18 protein-coding genes and 1 tRNA gene are annotated in these 16,605 nt (G+C 71.6%); 10 read left to right on the plus strand and 9 right to left on the minus strand.

The genetic code is table 11. From position 1 onward, the window contains the following. Position 1: 1 nt before the first annotated feature. The 3 genes from AMK27_RS43100 to AMK27_RS30055 form a co-directional block, all read right to left on the minus strand. On the minus strand, positions 2 to 934 hold the full coding sequence (locus tag AMK27_RS43100) for a chaplin (RefSeq protein WP_073915130.1): 933 nt from the start codon (positions 932 to 934) through the stop codon (positions 2 to 4). 140 nt (positions 935 to 1,074) lie between these two features. Continuing rightward, positions 1,075 to 1,308 (minus strand): chaplin ChpH, encoded by a 234-nt coding sequence (gene chpH, locus AMK27_RS30050; RefSeq protein WP_015032475.1) that lies wholly within the window; start codon positions 1,306 to 1,308, stop codon positions 1,075 to 1,077. A gap of 164 nt (positions 1,309 to 1,472) precedes the next feature. Further along, the gene (locus AMK27_RS30055; protein ID WP_073915132.1) at positions 1,473 to 2,807 is read right to left on the minus strand and encodes a M20/M25/M40 family metallo-hydrolase; all 1,335 of its coding nucleotides are present in this window, start codon (positions 2,805 to 2,807) and stop codon (positions 1,473 to 1,475) included. A gap of 208 nt (positions 2,808 to 3,015) precedes the next feature. Here AMK27_RS30055 and AMK27_RS30060 point away from each other — a divergent pair. Together AMK27_RS30060 and AMK27_RS30065 are read left to right on the plus strand one after the other, a co-directional pair. Further along, positions 3,016 to 3,103, plus strand: a tRNA-Leu gene (locus AMK27_RS30060). A 69-nt stretch (positions 3,104 to 3,172) separates the two neighbouring features. Beyond that, positions 3,173 to 4,099 carry an RluA family pseudouridine synthase gene (locus AMK27_RS30065; RefSeq protein WP_073915134.1) on the plus strand — a complete coding sequence of 309 codons (927 nt, stop codon included), beginning with the start codon at positions 3,173 to 3,175 and terminating at the stop codon, positions 4,097 to 4,099. On the opposite strand, the gene AMK27_RS30070 is transcribed toward AMK27_RS30065, so the two are convergent. The 4 genes from AMK27_RS30070 to AMK27_RS30085 all read right to left on the minus strand — a co-directional run bounded on the left by AMK27_RS30070 (position 4,083) and on the right by AMK27_RS30085 (position 8,263). Continuing rightward, on the minus strand, positions 4,083 to 4,712 hold the full coding sequence (locus AMK27_RS30070; RefSeq protein WP_073915136.1) for an MBL fold metallo-hydrolase: 630 nt from the start codon (positions 4,710 to 4,712) through the stop codon (positions 4,083 to 4,085). The genes AMK27_RS30065 and AMK27_RS30070 overlap by 17 nt on opposite strands. Beyond that, positions 4,712 to 5,797: an S-(hydroxymethyl)mycothiol dehydrogenase gene (locus tag AMK27_RS30075; protein WP_073915138.1), complete on the minus strand. Its 1,086-nt coding sequence runs from the start codon at positions 5,795 to 5,797 to the stop codon at positions 4,712 to 4,714. Before AMK27_RS30075 ends, AMK27_RS30070 begins: the two co-directional genes overlap by 1 nt. 121 nt (positions 5,798 to 5,918) lie before the next feature. Continuing rightward, the gene (locus AMK27_RS30080; protein WP_073915140.1) at positions 5,919 to 7,376 is read right to left on the minus strand and encodes an amino acid permease; all 1,458 of its coding nucleotides are present in this window, start codon (positions 7,374 to 7,376) and stop codon (positions 5,919 to 5,921) included. 185 nt (positions 7,377 to 7,561) lie between these two features. After that, on the minus strand, positions 7,562 to 8,263 hold the full coding sequence (locus tag AMK27_RS30085) for a FadR/GntR family transcriptional regulator (RefSeq protein WP_073915142.1): 702 nt from the start codon (positions 8,261 to 8,263) through the stop codon (positions 7,562 to 7,564). A 147-nt stretch (positions 8,264 to 8,410) separates the two neighbouring features. On the opposite strand from AMK27_RS30085, the gene AMK27_RS30090 reads away from it, so the two are divergent. The 3 genes from AMK27_RS30090 (at position 8,411) to AMK27_RS30100 (ending at position 10,886) form a co-directional block, all read left to right on the plus strand. After that, positions 8,411 to 8,938, plus strand: a complete 528-nt coding sequence (locus tag AMK27_RS30090; RefSeq protein ID WP_073915144.1) for a gluconokinase — start codon at positions 8,411 to 8,413, stop codon at positions 8,936 to 8,938. Between the two features lie 63 nt (positions 8,939 to 9,001). Continuing rightward, a complete protein-coding gene (locus AMK27_RS30095; protein ID WP_073915147.1) occupies positions 9,002 to 10,399 on the plus strand; it encodes a GntT/GntP/DsdX family permease in 1,398 nt (465 codons plus the stop codon). Between the two features lie 55 nt (positions 10,400 to 10,454). Continuing rightward, positions 10,455 to 10,886: an ASCH domain-containing protein gene (locus AMK27_RS30100; RefSeq protein WP_073915149.1), complete on the plus strand. Its 432-nt coding sequence runs from the start codon at positions 10,455 to 10,457 to the stop codon at positions 10,884 to 10,886. Positions 10,887 to 10,958: 72 nt separating this feature from the next. Here AMK27_RS30100 and AMK27_RS30105 read toward each other — a convergent pair whose 3' ends face one another. Continuing rightward, complete coding sequence (locus AMK27_RS30105; protein ID WP_073915152.1) at positions 10,959 to 12,614, minus strand: FAD-binding dehydrogenase; 1,656 nt, start codon at positions 12,612 to 12,614, stop codon at positions 10,959 to 10,961. A 105-nt stretch (positions 12,615 to 12,719) separates the two neighbouring features. Here AMK27_RS30105 and AMK27_RS30110 point away from each other — a divergent pair, with 105 nt between their 5' ends. The 5 genes from AMK27_RS30110 to AMK27_RS30130 all read left to right on the plus strand — a co-directional run bounded on the left by AMK27_RS30110 (position 12,720) and on the right by AMK27_RS30130 (position 15,592). Beyond that, the gene (locus tag AMK27_RS30110) at positions 12,720 to 13,373 is read left to right on the plus strand and encodes a TetR/AcrR family transcriptional regulator (RefSeq protein ID WP_073915155.1); all 654 of its coding nucleotides are present in this window, start codon (positions 12,720 to 12,722) and stop codon (positions 13,371 to 13,373) included. Further along, a complete protein-coding gene (locus AMK27_RS30115; protein ID WP_073915158.1) occupies positions 13,370 to 14,134 on the plus strand; it encodes a glucose 1-dehydrogenase in 765 nt (254 codons plus the stop codon). Before AMK27_RS30110 ends, AMK27_RS30115 begins: the two co-directional genes overlap by 4 nt. 80 nt (positions 14,135 to 14,214) lie before the next feature. Then, the gene (locus tag AMK27_RS30120; protein ID WP_073915161.1) at positions 14,215 to 14,748 is read left to right on the plus strand and encodes an NUDIX hydrolase; all 534 of its coding nucleotides are present in this window, start codon (positions 14,215 to 14,217) and stop codon (positions 14,746 to 14,748) included. A gap of 125 nt (positions 14,749 to 14,873) precedes the next feature. Then, positions 14,874 to 15,269, plus strand: a complete 396-nt coding sequence (locus AMK27_RS30125) for a YidH family protein (RefSeq protein ID WP_073915163.1) — start codon at positions 14,874 to 14,876, stop codon at positions 15,267 to 15,269. Then, positions 15,266 to 15,592, plus strand: a complete 327-nt coding sequence (locus AMK27_RS30130; protein ID WP_073915166.1) for a DUF202 domain-containing protein — start codon at positions 15,266 to 15,268, stop codon at positions 15,590 to 15,592. The genes AMK27_RS30125 and AMK27_RS30130 overlap by 4 nt, the downstream gene beginning before the upstream one ends. A 51-nt stretch (positions 15,593 to 15,643) precedes the next feature. Here the strand turns inward: AMK27_RS30130 and AMK27_RS30135 are convergent, their stop codons facing one another. Further along, a complete protein-coding gene (locus AMK27_RS30135) occupies positions 15,644 to 16,573 on the minus strand; it encodes an NADP-dependent oxidoreductase (protein ID WP_073915169.1) in 930 nt (309 codons plus the stop codon). Between the last annotated feature and the right edge of the window lie 32 nt (positions 16,574 to 16,605).

Here is a 16,605-nt window from a genome sequence, read left to right on the forward strand (position 1 = left end):
ATCAGGCGGCGCTGCGGGACCGGCGGTAGATCAGCGCACCGGCGAGCAGCAGACCGGCACCGGCGGGGACGATCACGCCGAGCGGACCGGAGCCGGTCTCGGCGAGCTCCTCCACGGCGCGGGGCGGAGTGGCACCCTGCTCACCCGGGGTGTTCGGCCCGCCCTCACTGCCGGGAGTGCCGGGCGTACCCGGGTTGCCCGGGGTCCCGGGAGTACCAGGGGTGCCGGGGTTGCCCGGGTTACCGGGGTTACCGGGGCTACCCGGGTTCCCAGGGTTGCCGGGGTTGCCCGGGTTCCCGGGGTTCCCGGGGTTCCCAGGGTTCCCAGGGTTACCCGGGTTGCCGGGGTTCCCAGGGTTCCCAGGGTTACCCGGGTTGCCGGGGTTCCCAGGGTTCCCAGGGTTACCCGGGTTGCCGGGGTTCCCAGGGTTACCCGGGTTGCCGGGATTCCCCGGATTCCCAGGGTTACCGGGGTTCCCCGGGTTGCCCGGATGCGTCGGCTCGATGCCGTTGCCGCAGCCGTTGCCCGCGGCGGCGTTGCCCAGGCCGATGCCCGTGACGCTGTTGCCGCACACGTTGACCGGGACGTCGACGGGCACCTGGACGGTGTTGCCGGAGCCGACGCCCGGGGAGTTGCTGGTGTGCCCGCCGGCGGAGGAACCGCCGCCCGGCTTGCCGGGCTTACCCGGCTTGGAGATGTTGGCGCACTTGTTGCCGAAGGCCGGATTGAGCACTCCGACGACGTTGACGGTGTTTCCGCAGGCGTTCACCGGCACGTGCACCGGGACCTGGACGGAATTTCCGGACGCGACGCCCGGGGAATTGGTGGCCGCACCGTACGCACCGGAATCGGCGTGCGCGTAACCGCCGACGGCGGCGAGAACGCCTCCGGCTGCCGCAACGGTGACAAGACTCTTGCGCGTGACCTGTCGCATAGTTCGTTCCCTGCCTGCTCGGCTTCGAAAGAGTGCCACCGGGTGGAACACCCGGGGCTGAAATGGCCACCGGCCCCGGAGTGCATGGCACGCACTCCGGGGCCGGACCGGCTCACACCCTCACGGGGCGAGGCACAACGTCAGGCGTTGACGCAGGTGTTGCCGAAGGCGGGGTTCAGCAGCCCGATCACGGAGACCGTGTTACCGCACACGTTCACGGGAACGTGAACCGGCACCTGGACGACGTTGCCCGAGAGGACACCGGGGGAACCGATGGCCGCACCCTGGGCACCCGCGTCGGCGACGGCCATGCCCGCACCCGCGAGAACGAGACCGCCAGTGGCAGCCGCAGCAGCGACGACCTTCTTGATCATTATTCCTCCTAGTTGGAAATGCGGTCCCAGCCGCGGACCGCACCACCTGTAACGAGGGGGAATGGTGGGGGCTACGAGCCCCCGGGTGCATTCACTCTTTCCGGTCACATGCAAACGCGCGGACGAATTGCGACGGACGAAGCGCACGGACGTCGCGACCGTCGTCAGCAGGCGTCGATGAACCGGTCCAGGACGCGGGCACCGAACTTCAGGCCGTCGACCGGCACCCGCTCGTCCACGCCGTGGAACATGCCGGCGAAGTCGAGCTCGGGCGGCAGCTGGAGCGGGGCGAAGCCGAAGCAGCGGATGCCGAGGTCGTCGAAGGACTTCGCGTCGGTGCCGCCGGACAGCATGTACGGCACGGCGCGGGCGATCGGGTCCTCGGCGCGCAGCGCCAGCTGCATGGCGTCGACCAGGGCACCGTCGAAGCTGGTCTCCAGGGCCTTGTCGCCGTGGACGTCCTCGCGCTTCACGTTCGGTCCGAGGATCCGGTCGAGGTCGGCGAGGAACTCCTGCTCGTATCCGGGCAGGAAGCGGCCGTCGACGTGCGCGGTGGCCTGGCCGGGGATCACGTTCACCTTGTAGCCGGCGCCGAGCATGGTGGGGGCGGCCGAGTTCCGCAGGGTGGCGCCGACCATCTTGGCGATGCCGCCGAGCTTGGCGAGGGTGCCGTCCATGTCCTCGGGGTCGAGCGGGGTGCCCAGCGCGTCGGAGAGCTCGTCCAGGAAGGAGCGGACGGTCTTGGTGACCCGTACCGGCCACTGGTGGCGGCCGAGCCGGCCGACGGCCTCGCAGAGCTCGGTGATGGCGTTGTCGTCGTTGGTCATCGAGCCGTGGCCGGCCGTGCCCTCGACGGTCAGCCGCATCCAGTGCATGCCCTTCTGGGCGGTCTCGACCAGGTAGAGCCGCAGGTTCTCGTTCACGGTGAAGGAGAAGCCGCCGACCTCGCCGATGGCCTCGTCGACCCCGTCGAAGAGGTCCCGGTGCTTGTCGACCAGGTGCCGGGCGCCGTAGGTGCCGCCGGCCTCCTCGTCGGCGAGGAAGGCGAGGACGATGTCGCGCGGGGGCTTGCGGCCGCTGCGCAGCCGGTCCCGGACGACCGCGAGGGTCATCGCGTCCATGTCCTTCATGTCGACGGCGCCGCGGCCCCAGACGCAGCCGTCGGCGATCTCCCCGGAGAAGGGGTGGTGGGTCCAGTCCTCGGCGTTGGCCGGGACGACGTCGGTGTGGCCGTGGATGAGCAGGGCCGGCCGCGACGGGTCCTCGCCCTCGATGCGGGCGACGGTGGAGGCCCGCCCCTTGTGCGACTCGATGATCTTGGGTTCGAGTCCGACCTCCGCGAGCTTCTCGGCGATGTACTCCGCCGCCGCCCGCTCGCCCGGCCCGGAGTGGTCGCCGTAGTTGCTGGTGTCGATGCGGATGAGGTCGCGACAGAGGTCCACGACCTCGTTCTCGGCGGTCTCGGCGCTGCCGCCTCGACCCGTGTTCGACTCGCTCACGCTGCTTCCTCCCACTACGTGCCCCACGTGATTGCTTCGGTCCTCCCCCCATCCTCCCGCGTGCCCCCCTCCCCGCCCAAGGGCGGCCCTCGGCCGACATGCGGCTGTCACATGACGGGGGCGACCTGGGGTGGTGATCGACCACCCCGAATGTTTGCTATGGTTTTCCTCGTCGGAAGGGCCCAGCGGCCAGGAAGACAGACACCTTGTCCGGGTGGCGGAATGGCAGACGCGCTAGCTTGAGGTGCTAGTGCCCTTTATCGGGCGTGGGGGTTCAAGTCCCCCCTCGGACACCACAGGAAGTCCCGGTCGATCTCATCGACCGGGACTTTCGGCATGAGTACGCGCAGTCACGAGGCGGAGCCGTGAGACGGAGAGCGAAGGCGCCGGTCGCGCCGTTGCCGCAGCGGGACGGGATCGATCCCGTGCGGCTGCGGCTGCCGGAGGATCCGGGCGGGGCCTGGGCGACCGTGCAGGAGTACCTGGTCGACCGGTACGGGGTGGCCGTCGGTGCCGGGCGGGTCGAGGAGATGCTCGGTGAGGGCCGGTTCGTCGGGGTCGACGGGCCGGCGGCCGGGGGCGATCCGTACACCGCGGGCAGGTACCTCTGGTTCCACCGGGACTTTCCGGTGGAGGAGCCGGTGCCGTTCCCCGTCGGGGTGGTCCACCGGGACGAGCGGATCGTCGTCGCGGACAAGCCGCACTTCCTCGCCACCATGCCCCGGGGGCGGCACGTCACGGAGACCGCGCTCGCGCGGCTGCGGCGGGAGCTGGGGCTCCCGTCGCTGCAGCCCGCGCACCGGCTCGACCGGCTGACGGCGGGCCTGGTGCTCTGTGTCGTACGTCCGGAGGACCGGGGGGCGTACCAGACGCTGTTCCGGGACCGGCTGGTGCGCAAGGAGTACGAGGCGGTGGCGCCGTACGACCCGGCGGTGGGGCTGCCGGTGACGGTGCGCAGCCGGATCGAGAAGGAGCGCGGGGTGATGGCCGCCCGGGAGGTGCCGGGCGAGCCGAACAGCGAGAGCCGGATCGCGCTCGTGGAGCGGCGGGGCGGGCTCGGGCGGTACCGGCTGGTGCCGGAGACCGGGCGGACGCATCAGCTGCGGGTGCACATGAACGCGCTGGGGCTGCCGATCCTGCACGATCCGATCTATCCGGTGGTCCGTGAGGACGGGCCGGAGGACTTCCGGCGTCCGCTGCAACTGCTGGCGCGGACGCTGGAGTTCACCGACCCGTTCACGGGTGTCGAGAGGCGTTTCGAGAGCCGGTCGGCTCTCAGTGGCCTCGGTTGATCCATTCCTGGAGGTGCGGGGCCTCGGCGCCGATCGTGGTGCTGTCGCCGTGGCCGGTGCGGACCACCGTCTCCGGCGGGAGGGTGAGGAGCTTCTCGCGGATCGAGTCCACGATCGTCGGGAAGTCCGAGAAGGACCGGCCGGTGGCGCCGGGGCCGCCCTGGAAGAGGGTGTCGCCGGTGAAGACCGTGCCCAGGTCGGGGGCGTACAGGCAGATGCCGCCGGGGGCGTGACCTGGGGTGTGCAGGACCGTGAGGTCGGTGCCGGCGATGGTGAGGACCTGGCCGTCGGCGAGTTCGCCGTCGGGGCTGTGGTCGGGGTGGGTCTGCTTCCACAGCGGCTGGTCGGCCGAGTGGAGCAGGATGCGGGCGCCGGTGGCGGCCGCGAGCGCCGGGGCCGCGTCGATGTGGTCGTTGTGGGCGTGGGTGCAGACGATGGCGCGCAGGGCGCGGCCGTCGAGGGCGGCGAGGATGGCCTCGGCGTCGTGGGCGGCGTCGATGACGATCGCCTCGCTGTCGTCGCCGACGATCCAGACGTTGTTGTCGACGTCCCAGGTGCCGCCGTCGAGGCTGAAGGTGCCGGAGGTGACGAGGTGGTCGATGCGGGCGGCCATCAGAACACCACCACCGAGCGCAGGACGTCGCCCTCGTGCATGCGGCCGAAGGCCTTCTCGACGTCGCCGAGGCCGATGGTCTCGGTGACGAAGGCGGCGAGGTCGATGCGGCCCTGCTGGTGCAGGTCGACGAGCATCGGGAAGTCGCGGGAGGGCAGGCAGTCGCCGTACCAGGAGGACTTGAGCGCGCCGCCGCGGCCGAAGACGTCGAGGAGCGGGAGCTCCAGCTTCATCTCGGGGGTGGGGACGCCGACGAGGACGACGGTGCCGGCGAGGTCGCGGGCGTAGAAGGCCTGCTGGTAGGTCTCGGGGCGGCCGACGGCCTCGATGACGACGTCGGCGCCGAAGCCCCCGGTGAGCTCGCGGATCGCTTCGACGGGGTCGGTGGAGCGGGAGTTGACGGTGTGGGTGGCGCCCATCGCCTTCGCCGTCTCCAGCTTCCGGTCGTCGATGTCGACGGCGATGATCTTCGCGGCTCCGGCGAGGCGGGAGCCGACGACCGCCGCGTCGCCGACGCCGCCGCAGCCGATGACGGCGACGGTGTCGCCGCGGCCGACGTTCCCGGTGTTGATCGCGGCGCCGATGCCGGCCATCACGCCGCAGCCGAGGAGGCCCGCGACCTCGGGGGCGACGGCGGGGTCGACCTTGGTGCACTGGCCGGAGGCGACGAGGGTCTTCTCGGCGAAGGCGCCGATGCCGAGGGCCGGGGACAGCTCCGTGCCGTCGAGCAGGGTCATCCGCTGCTTGGCGTTGTGGGTGTCGAAGCAGTACCAGGGGCGGCCGCGCAGACAGGCGCGGCACTGGCCGCACACCGCGCGCCAGTTGAGGATCACGAAGTCGCCGGGCTCGACGTCGGTGACGCCCTCGCCGACCGACTCGACGATTCCGGCGGCCTCGTGGCCGAGCAGGAAGGGGAACTCGTCGTTGATCGCGCCCTGCTTGTAGTGGAGATCGGTGTGGCAGACGCCACAGGCCTGGATCTTCACGACGGCCTCGCCGGGGCCGGGATCGGGGATCACGATCGTCTCGACCCGTACCGGTTCGTTCCTGCCGGGGGCGATGACCCCCTGGACGTGCTGCGGCATCGCGAACTTCCCTTCCTCCGACCGGATCTTGTAAGGCTCTTGCGTACCACTATCTCCTGACAAAAGGCGAGACCCCCGCAGGCCGTGCCTGCGGGGGTCTCGCCGTTCCCGTGGGGGGAGGTCAGCCGCGGTTCGCCGCGGCGGTCGTACGGACCCGCTTGCGGACGAGGAACCAGCCGCCGACCAGGGCCGCCGCGATGAGCGGCAGACAGTTGACGGTGGTGCGGCTGATGCCGCCGTCCATCCACATGAGGACGAGGACGGAGCCGAGGAAGACGAGCGTCACGATCTGGGTGTACGGGGCCCAGGGCAGCTTGTAGCCGGGGCGGGACAGCTTGCCCTCCTGGGCGTTGCGCCAGAACAGGAGCGAGCAGACCATGATCATGGCCCAGGTGCCGATGATGCCGATGGAGGCGAAGTTGAGGACCAGTTCGAAGGCCTCGCCGGGCATCACGTAGTTGAGCGCGACGCCCATGACGCCGAAGGCGGCGGTGAGCAGGATGCCGCCGTAGGGGACGCCGCCCTTGTTCATGACGCCGGTGAACTTCGGCGCGGAGCCGGAGAGCGACATGGAGCGCAGGATGCGGCCGGTGGAGTAGAGGCCCGAGTTGAGGCTGGAGAGCGCGGCCGTGAGGACGACGAGGTTCATCACGCCGGCGGCGCCGGGGATGCCCAGCTTGTCGAAGACGGTGACGAAGGGGCTCTGGTCGCCGGAGTACGCGGTGTACGGGAGGATCAGCGCGAGCAGGACGACGGAGCCGACGTAGAAGAGGCCCACGCGCCACATGATCGAGTTGATCGCCTTCGGCATGATCTTCTCGGGGTTCTCGGTCTCGCCCGCGGCGACGCCGCACAGTTCGACGGAGGCGTAGGCGAACACGACGCCCTGGATGAGCAGCAGCATCGGCATCATGCCGTTGGGGAAGATGCCGCCGTTGTCGGTGATGTTCGCGAGGCCCGGGGTGCTGCCGCCGACGTCGTGGGAGGTCACGATGAGGAAGATGCCGATCAGCATGAAGGCGACGAGCGCGCCCACCTTGATGATCGCGAACCAGAACTCCATCTCGCCGAAGTACTTCACGGAGATGAGGTTGGCGGCGAGGACGACCGCGAGGGCGATCAGCGCGAGGATCCACTGCGGGACGTCGCTGAACATCGACCAGAAGTGGGCGTAGGTCGCGGCCGCGGTGATGTCGGCGACGGCGGTGGTCGACCAGTTGAGGAAGTACAGCCAGCCGGCCGTGTAGGCGCCCTTCTCGCCCATGAACTCACGGGCGTAGGAGACGAAGGCGCCGGACGAGGGGCGGTAGAGCACGAGCTCGCCGAGGGCCCGCACGACGAAGAAGGCGAAGACGCCGCAGACCGCGTACGCGATGAAGAGGGAGGGGCCCGCCTGGGCCATCCGGCCGCCGGCGCCCAGGAAGAGGCCGGTGCCGATCGCGCCGCCGATGGCGATCATGTTGATGTGGCGGGACTTGAGGTCCTTGCGGTATCCGGCGTCGCCGGCGTCGACGTGGGGGGCGGCCGGGTTCGCCGTGGCGGCGGACAGCGGGTCGGCCGCGATGACGCGGTCACTCATGGACTGGTTCGCCTTCGTGAGGGGGCTGTGCGGTACCCGGCCGTGCCTGGTGGGGGGTCACCCCGGCACGGCCAGCGCACATCCTCACGGCAAGGAGCGGCAAATGACTGTGGCGCATGTCACTGAACGCCCGTATTTGAGCTAGTTCAGAGCTTGGCAGTGTCTTGATTGGGCCTGGCGGACACCTACGGGGCGAGGACGTCCAGCTCCTGGAGGGCGCCGACCGCGATCTGCCGGGTGAGCTCCTCCGCGCGGGCCGCGTCCCGCTCCCGTACGGCCTCGGCGACCTGGACGTGGAGGGTCACGGCGGCCGGGTCGGGGTCCTCGAACATCACGTGGTGGTGGGTGCGGCCGGTGAGGACCTCGGCGACGACGTCGCCGAGGCGGGCGAACATCTCGTTCCCCGAGGCGTTGAGCACGACCCGGTGGAAGGCGATGTCGTGGACGAGGTACTCCTCCAGGCGCCGGCCGCGCGAGGTGGCGACCATGCCGAGGGCGTGCTCGGTGAGCTCGCGGCACTGCTCGGGGGTGGCGTTCTCGGCGGCCAGGCCGGCGGCGACGGGCTCGACGGCCGAGCGGAGCACGGTGAGCGAGCGGAGCTGGCGGGGCCGGTCGGCGCCGGCCAGCCGCCAGCGGATGACCTGGGGGTCGTACACGTTCCAGCCGGCGATGGGGAGGACGGTCACGCCGACGCGGCGACGGGACTCGACGAGGTGCATGGACTCCAGGACGCGGACGACCTCCCGGACCACCGTCCTGGACACGTCGAAGCGCTGGGCGAGCTCGTCGGTGCGCAGCACGGTGCCCGGCGGGTACTCCCCCGCGGTGATCGCGAGACCCAGGGTGGCGAGGACCTGCGAGTGAAGCCCCTGGGCCGGTGTCGTCATGGTGGCAAGCCTATGCGCGCTCGCGGGGATGATCACATCGGGAATTAAAAGTACTACTTTTATGTCACAGCCTCTTGAATACGTCGTACCCAATGGGTTTCATGGGCGCGACGGATCGATGTCGAAGAAGACAGCGAGGCACCACCCATGAGCACCACCCCCCAGCCCGGAACGACGACGGTCGTCGTCGTGATGGGCGTCGCCGGGACCGGGAAGACCACGATCGGCCCGCTGGTCGCCGACGCCCTCGGCCTCCCCTACGCCGAGGGCGACGACTTCCACCCGGCGGCGAACGTGGCCAAGATGTCGGCCGGCACCCCCCTGGACGACAGCGACCGCGCGCCGTGGCTGGACGCCATCGGCGCCTGGGCGCACGACCGGGCCGGGCTCGGCGGTGTGGTGAGCAGCTCCGCGCTGAAGCGCAGCTACCGGGACCGGCTCCGCGCGGCGGCCCCCGGTGTGGTCTTCCTCCATCTGACCGGCGACCGGGAGCTGATCGAGCAGCGCATGGGGGCCCGCAAGGGCCACTTCATGCCGACGGCGCTCCTCGACTCCCAGTTCGCCACCCTGCAGCCGCTGCAGGAGGACGAGGCCGGCGTCGCCGTCGACGTCTCCGGCACCCCCGAGGAGATCGCCGCCCGGGCCGCCGCCGCGCTGCGCGGCCTCGCCGGCTGATCCCCCTCCCGTCCCCGTCCCCGTCCCCGTCCCGTTCCCCCCGCTCGTACGAAGGACACCACCGTGACCAGTCTCAGCGTCGAGATCCTGGCAGCGGACGCCGCCGAACCGATCACCTCGGCAGGCAACGCCCAGCTCGGCATCGCCGTACTCGCCGGCATCGCCGTCATCGTCGTGCTCATCACCAAGTTCAAGCTGCACGCCTTCCTGGCGCTGACCATCGGGTCGCTCGCCCTCGGCGCGTTCGCCGGTGCGCCGCTCGCGGACACCATCAAGTCCTTCACCACGGGCCTCGGCAACACCGTGGCCGGCGTGGGCGTCCTGATCGCGCTCGGCGCGATCCTCGGCAAGCTGCTCGCCGACTCGGGCGGCGCCGACCAGATCGTCGACACGATCCTCGCGAAGGCGAGCGGCCGGGCGATGCCCTGGGCCATGGTCCTGATCGCCTCGGTGATCGGTCTGCCGCTCTTCTTCGAGGTCGGCATCGTGCTGCTGATCCCGGTGGTGCTGCTCGTCGCCAAGCGCGGCAACTACTCCCTGATGCGGATCGGCATCCCGGCCCTCGCCGGCCTCTCCGTGATGCACGGCCTCATCCCGCCGCACCCCGGCCCGCTCGTCGCCATCGACGCGGTCGGCGCCAACCTGGGCGTCACCCTGGCCCTCGGCCTCGTCGTCGCGATACCGACCGTGATCATCGCCGGTCCGCTGTTCGCCCGGTACGCGGCCCGCTGGGTCGACATCCCGGCCCCCGAGAACATGATCCCGACGCGCCCCTCCGAGGACCTGGAGAAGCGCCCCGGCTTCGGCGTCACCGTCGCGACCGTCATGCTGCCCGTCGTCCTCATGCTGGTGAAGGCGCTCGTCGACATCGTCGTCGACGACCCGGAGAACGGCGTCCAGAAGGTCACCGACGTCATCGGCTCCCCGCTGATCGCCCTCCTCGCCGCCGTCATCGTCGGCATGTTCACCCTGGGCCGCGCGGCCGGCTTCACCAAGGAGCGGCTGTCCACGACCGTCGAGAAGTCGCTCGCCCCGATCGCGGGCGTGCTGCTGATCGTCGGCGCGGGGGGCGGCTTCAAGCAGACCCTGATCGACATCGGCGTCGGCCAGATGATCCTGGACTTCTCCGAGAACTGGTCCATCCCGGCCCTGCTGCTCGCCTGGCTGATCGCCGTCGCGATCCGCCTGGCGACGGGTTCCGCGACCGTGGCGACGATCTCGGCGGCGGGGCTCGTGGCTCCGCTGGCGGCGGGCATGTCGACGACCGAGACGGCGCTGCTCGTGCTCGCGATCGGCGCGGGTTCGCTCTTCTTCAGCCACGTCAACGACGCCGGGTTCTGGCTGGTGAAGGAGTACTTCGGCATGACCGTCGGCCAGACGATCAAGACCTGGTCGGTGATGGAGACGATCATCTCCGTCGTGGGCATCGGCTTCGTGCTGCTGCTGTCGCTGGTGTTGTAGCCCGGCGCCTCCGATACGGCTCCGAGGGCCGGTCACGGCTGACAGACTGTCGGCCATGACCGGCCCTCACGCGCTGAAGCCCTTCCTCCTCGCCTTCCCCGGCCCCCTGCGGGACCGGCTCGTCGCGGCGGTCCTCTCCGGCGAGAAGACCGCCACGACAGGGCTCCTCGTGGAGTACGAGGTCGAGAACGAGGAGCTGCCGGAGGCGGGCGAGCGCTCGGCCCTGATCGACTCGGACGGCCGCGAGGTGGCGGTCGTGGAGATCACGGAGGTCGAGGTCCTGCCCCTGGGCAGCGCGGACCTGCGGCTCGCGCTCGACGAGGGCGAGGGCTTCCTGTCGGTCGCGGACTGGCGCGCGGCGCACGAACGGTTCTGGCACAGCGCGGAGATGCGGGAGGGACTGGGGGACCCCGGGTTCGTGGTGGACGACACGACGATGGTGGTGGTGGAGCGGTTCAGGGTGGTGGAGGCGGTCCGGGAGTCCTGAGCCGGGAGCCCTGGTCCCTGAGCCGTGAGCCCTGGTCCCTGAGCCGGGAGCCAGGAGTCCTGAGCCGGGGCCTCAGCCCACCGCCTTCGCCGCCGCCCGGCCCGCCGCGCGGCCCGAGAAGATGCAGCCGCCGAGGAAGGTGCCTTCCAGGGAGCGGTAGCCGTGGACCCCGCCGCCGCCGAAGCCGGCCGCCTCGCCCGCCGCGTACAGGCCCTCCAGGGGCTCGCCGCCCTCCGTGAGGACGCGGGAGTCGAGGTCGGTCTCCAGGCCGCCGAGGGACTTGCGGGTCAGGATGTTGAGGCGGACGGCGATCAGCGGGCCCGCCGCGGGGTCGAGGATGCGGTGCGGGGCCGCCGTGCGGATCAGCTTGTCGCCGAGGTACTTGCGCGCGCCGCGGATCGCCGTGACCTGGAGGTCCTTGGTGAAGGGGTTGGCGATCTCGCGGTCGCGGGCGGTGATCTCCCGGCGGAGGGCGTCCTCGTCGATGAGGGGCTCGTCGGTGAGTGCGTTCATGCCCCGCACGAGGGCCGGAAGGTCGTTCTCCACGACGAAGTCTGCGCCCTTGTCCATGAACGCCTGGACAGGGCCCGGCACGTCGGCGCGGGCGCGGCCGATGACGTCGCGGACCGACTTGCCGGTCAGGTCGGGGTTCTGCTCGGAGCCGGAGAGGGCGAACTCCTTGCCGATGATCCGCTTGTCGAGGACGAACCAGGTGTGGTCGTGGCCGGTCCGCATGATGTGTTCGAGGGTGCCGAGGGTGTCGAAGCCGGGGAAGAGCGGGACGGACAGCCGCTTGCCGGTCGCGTCCAGCCAGAGCGAGGACGGCCCGGGGAGGATGCGGATGCCGTGCCTGGCCCAGATCGGGTTCCAGTTCTCGATGCCCTCGGTGTAGTGCCACATCCGGTCGCGGTTGATGTGGCTGGCGCCGGCCTTCTCGGCGATGCCGAGCATCAGGCCGTCGACGTGGGCGGGGACGCCGGAGAGCAGCTTGGCGGGCGGGGTGCCCAGCCGCTCGGGCCACTGGGCGCGGACGAGCTCGTGGTTGCCGCCGATGCCGCCGGAGGTGACGATCACCGCCTGGGCGCGCAGTTCGAAGGCGCCGGTGGCCGTGCGGGTGCTGGCGGTGCCGCGCTCGGCCGCGGAGGGTTCCAGGATCTCGCCGGTGACGGTGTCGACGGCTCCGGCGGTGCGGCCGAGGGCGGTGACCCGGTGGCGGAAGCGGAGCTGGACGAGGCCCCGGGCGACGCCCTCGCGGACCTTCCGCTCGAAGGGGGCGACGAGGCCGGGGCCCGTACCCCAGGTGATGTGGAAGCGGGGGACGGAGTTGCCGTGGCCGTTGGCGTCGTAGCCGCCGCGCTCGGCCCAGCCGACGACGGGGAAGAACCGCACCCCGCGCGCGTGGAGCCAGGAGCGCTTCTCGCCGGCGGCGAAGTCGACGTACGCCTCGGCCCACTTCTTCGGCCAGTGGTCCTCGGTCCGGTCGAAGCCGGCGGTGCCGTACCAGTCCTGGAGGGCGAGGGCGTGGCTGTCCTTGACGCGCATCCGGCGCTGCTCGGGCGAGTCGACGAGGAAGAGGCCGCCGAAGGACCAGTGGGCCTGGCCGCCGAGGGACTGTTCGGGCTCCTGGTCGAGGAGGATCACGGTGCGGCCGGCGTCGACCAGCTCGGCGGTGGCGACGAGGCCGGCGAGGCCCGCCCCGATCACGATCACATCTGCGTCGTAGGACATGGACCGCATCTTGGATACACGGATGTATCGAGTCAACCTTTTCGCCGTTCCGCCGCGACTCCCACCCCCCTCCCGTTTCCTAATGCCGAGCATTAATATGAATGCATGGCGAGGACATCGGGGCCCGAGACCCGGGACAGACTGATCCGCGCGGCGGAGGAGCTCTTCGCCGCCCAGGGCGTCCACGGCGCCCAGCTGCGGGACATCGTGAGCCGCGCGGGGCAGGCCAACCCCTCCGCGGTGCAGTACCACTTCGGCTCGCGCGCCGGGCTGCTCGACGCCGTGATGGCCGGCCGTCAAGCGCGCACCGAAAGCGTGCTCGCCCCGCTGCTCACCGCCGCCCCCGACGAGACCCACGCCCTGGTCGGCGCCCTCGTCACGGCCGAGGCCAGCGAGCTGCGCACCGACCGGGGCCGCCGCTGCCTGCGGATCTCCGCGCAGCTCAGCCACGAGAGCGGCGTGCGCGCCCGGACCCCGCACCCCACGCTCGCCGGCACCGGCTACTGGCGTCTGATCGAGCGGATCGCGGACCGGCTCGCCGCCGACGGCCTGCCCGAGCCCCTGCTCCTCGAGCGCCTCGACCTGGCGCTGACCGTGGTGGGCGCGGCGATGGCGGACCGGGCCCGGCAGTACCTCGACGGCACCGAACCCCTCACCGGTGAGGGGCTCTTCCTCGCCGACCTCGTCGAGACCACCACCGCCCTGCTGCGTGCCGCACAGCCGGAGCAGGCGCATCTCCCCCGAAAGGACCCTTCATGAACGACCTCACCGGCAGGACCGTCCTCATCACCGGCGGCGCCCGCGGCCTCGGCGCCGAGGCCGCCAAGCAGGCGGTCGCGGCCGGCGCGAACGTCGTCGTCACCGACGTGCTCGACGAGGAGGGCCGGGCGACCGCCGAGGCACTCGGCGAGCGGGCGCGGTACGTCCACCACGACGTGACCTCCGAGGAGGAGTGGGCGGCGGCCGTCGCGTACGCCGTGGCGGAGTTCGGCGGGCTGCACGGCCTGGTGAACAACGCGGGCATCTCCACCGGCGCGTTCCTCGAGACCGAGTCCGTCGAGCACTTCCGCAAGGTCCTCGACATCAACCTGACGGGTGTCTTCATCGGCATGAAGGCCGCGATACCGGCGATGAAGGAGGCCGGCGGCGGCTCCATCGTCAACATCTCCTCGGCCGCGGGCCTGATGGGCCTCGCCCTGACCGCCGGATACGGTGCCTCCAAGTGGGGTGTGCGCGGGCTGACGAAGATCGGCGCGGTGGAACTCGGTACCGCGGGGATCCGCGTCAACTCGGTCCACCCGGGCATGACGTACACCCCGATGACGGCCTCCGTGGGCATCGAGCGCGGCGAGGGCAAGTACCCGAACACGCCGATGGGCCGGGTCGGCGAGGCCGACGAGATCGCCGGCGCGGTCGTCTTCCTGCTGTCGGACGCCGCCTCCTACGTGACGGGCGCGGAGCTGGCGGTGGACGGCGGCTGGACCACCGGGCCGACGGTCAAGTACGTGATGGGGCAGTGAGGCGGCAGTGACGGGACGGTGATCCCGCCGGTCGCGGCCCGGCGGGCCCGGCGGCCCCCGCGGTTTGCTTGGATGGCGGGATGAGCGCCGCTGAAGAGATTCTCGATGTCGTCGACGAGCACGACCGGGTGATCGGGCAGGCCCCGCGCGGTGAGGTGTACGCGCGGGGTCTGATCCATCGCTGCGTCTTCATCCGGGTCCGGGACGCCGAGGGCCGGATCTTCGTGCACCGCAGGACGCCGACGAAGCTGGTCTTCCCGTCGATGTACGACATGTTCGTCGGCGGGGTCGTCGGCGCGGGCGAGTCCTACGACGAGGCCGCGCTGCGAGAGGCCGAGGAGGAGCTGGGAGTACGGGGCCTGCCCCGGCCCGAGCCCGTCCTGACCTTCCTGTACGACTCCGCGGGCGTGGCCGGCAAGTGGTGGTCGGCGGTCTACGAGGTGCGGTGCGACCTGCCGGTGGATCCGCAGGCGGAGGAGGTCGCCTGGCACTCCTTCCTGACGGAGGAGGAGCTGGCGGCGCGGATCGGCGACTGGGCGTGGGTGCCGGACGGGCTCGCGGCGTACGAGCGGCTCCGGAAGCACGGGGCGGGCGAGGCGCACCCCGCGGGCTGAACCACGCGCGAGGGCCGGGGCCCGGTGGGCGCGGGACGCCGGGCGGCCGGTGGGCGCTGGGCGCCCGGCGGTCATCGGCCCCTGGGCGCCCGGCGGGCTGATCACTCGAACGTTAGGGTGCGCGTGTGAGCGATTTCGTACAGAGCCTGCGGCTGTGGTTCGCACCGCAGCGGATCCGGGACGAGGGGGACACCCCGGACTACCGGTTCTCCCTCGCCAACGAGCGGACGTTCCTGGCCTGGATCCGGACCGCGCTCGCCCTCGTCGGCGGCGGTTTCGCCGTCGACCAGTTCCTGCCGGACCTGCGCTGGGGCGTCCGGGTCGGGCTCGCGCTCGCGCTGCTCGCCGCCGGCGTGCTGTGCGCGCTGCGGGCGGTGAACCACTGGGTGCGCTGCGAGCGGGCCATGCGGCGCGGCGAGGATCTGCCGGGGTCCCGCTTCCCGGCGGTGCTGAGTCTGGTCGTGGCCGTGGTGGCGGTCGCGATGGTGGTGGTCGTGCTCTTCGGCTGGGCGGGGCGGTGACGGAGGCCGCCTCCGGGACCGACGCGCGTGATCCCGGGCTCCAGCCGGAACGGACCCGGCTCGCGTGGCGGCGGACGACCCTGTCGTGCACGGTGGTGGCGGTCCTCGCCGTGAAGCTGGCCGTGAGCGACGAGATCACGGCCGTGGGGATCACCGGGCTCGCGCTGTCGGCGCTCGTGTGGATCGGGTTCCTGGCCGTCGCCCACCGCCGGATCCGCTCCCTGAGCCCGGCCCGGCCGCAGGCCCTCTCCCGCCGGGGCGCGCTGCTCGCGGCCGGCTGCACGGTCGCGCTCGCCGTCTTCGGGGCGGCGATGATCTGGTGACTCGCCCGCCCTGGGCCGTCTCCTTCGGTTCCTGCCGGCCGGGCCGGCGGATCAGGGGACGGTGACGACGACCTTGCCGTTCAGGCCGCCCGCGGCGTTGGCGCGCTGCGCGTCGGCCGCCTGCTCCAGGGGGAACGTCCTGGCCACCCGTACGGAGAGCACGCCGTCGTCGACCAGGTCCGCGAGGGCCGCGAGGTCGACCGGGTCGGGGCGGACCCAGAAGTAGCGGCCGCCGAGGGCGAGGACCTCGCCGTCGGCGATGGAGGCGAGCCGGCCGCCGGCCGCGAGCAGTCCGGCGGAGATCCGCAGGAACGGTCCGCCGATGGTGTCGAGGACGGCGTCCACGCCCTGTGGGGCGAGGGTGCGGACCTGCTCGGCGAAGGTCGCCTCGTCGTAGACGACCGGTTCGGCGCCGAGCTCCGCGACCCGTTCGAGGCCTGCCTCCCGCGCCGCGCCGATGACCCGGCAGCCGAGGTGGCGGGCGATCTGCACGCCCATGGATCCGACCCCGCCGGCCGCCGCGTGCACGAGGACGGTGTCGCCGGGGCCGACCGCGAGGGGCTGGTGGAGCGCCTGGTAGGCGGTGAGGCCGACGAGCGGCAGGGCCGCGGACTCCTCGAAGCCGACCGAGCGCGGCTTGCGGGCGAGGGTGCGGACGGGGGCGGCGACGTACTCCGCGAAGGTGCCCCGGGAGAGGAAGTCCTCCCGGACGTATCCCATGACCTCGTCGCCCTCGGCGAACTCGGTGACGGAGACCCCGGGCCGGACGACGACACCGGAGACGTCCCAGCCGGGGATCACGGGGAAGACCGCGTCCATCATCCCGTCGAGGTACCCGGCCTGGCACTTCCAGTCGACCGGGTTGACCGCGGCGGCCCGCACCTTGACCAGCACCGCGTCGGGGCCGATCTTGGGATCGGGCAGCTCGCCGTACTCCAGGACCTCGGGGCCGCCGTACCGGCGGTAGCTGATCGCCTTCATACTCCGACCCTCGACGCAGTGCTGTCGGCCCG

The sequence above is a fragment of the Streptomyces sp. CB02009 genome (assembly GCF_001905825.1).
Classification (GTDB): domain Bacteria; phylum Actinomycetota; class Actinomycetes; order Streptomycetales; family Streptomycetaceae; genus Streptomyces.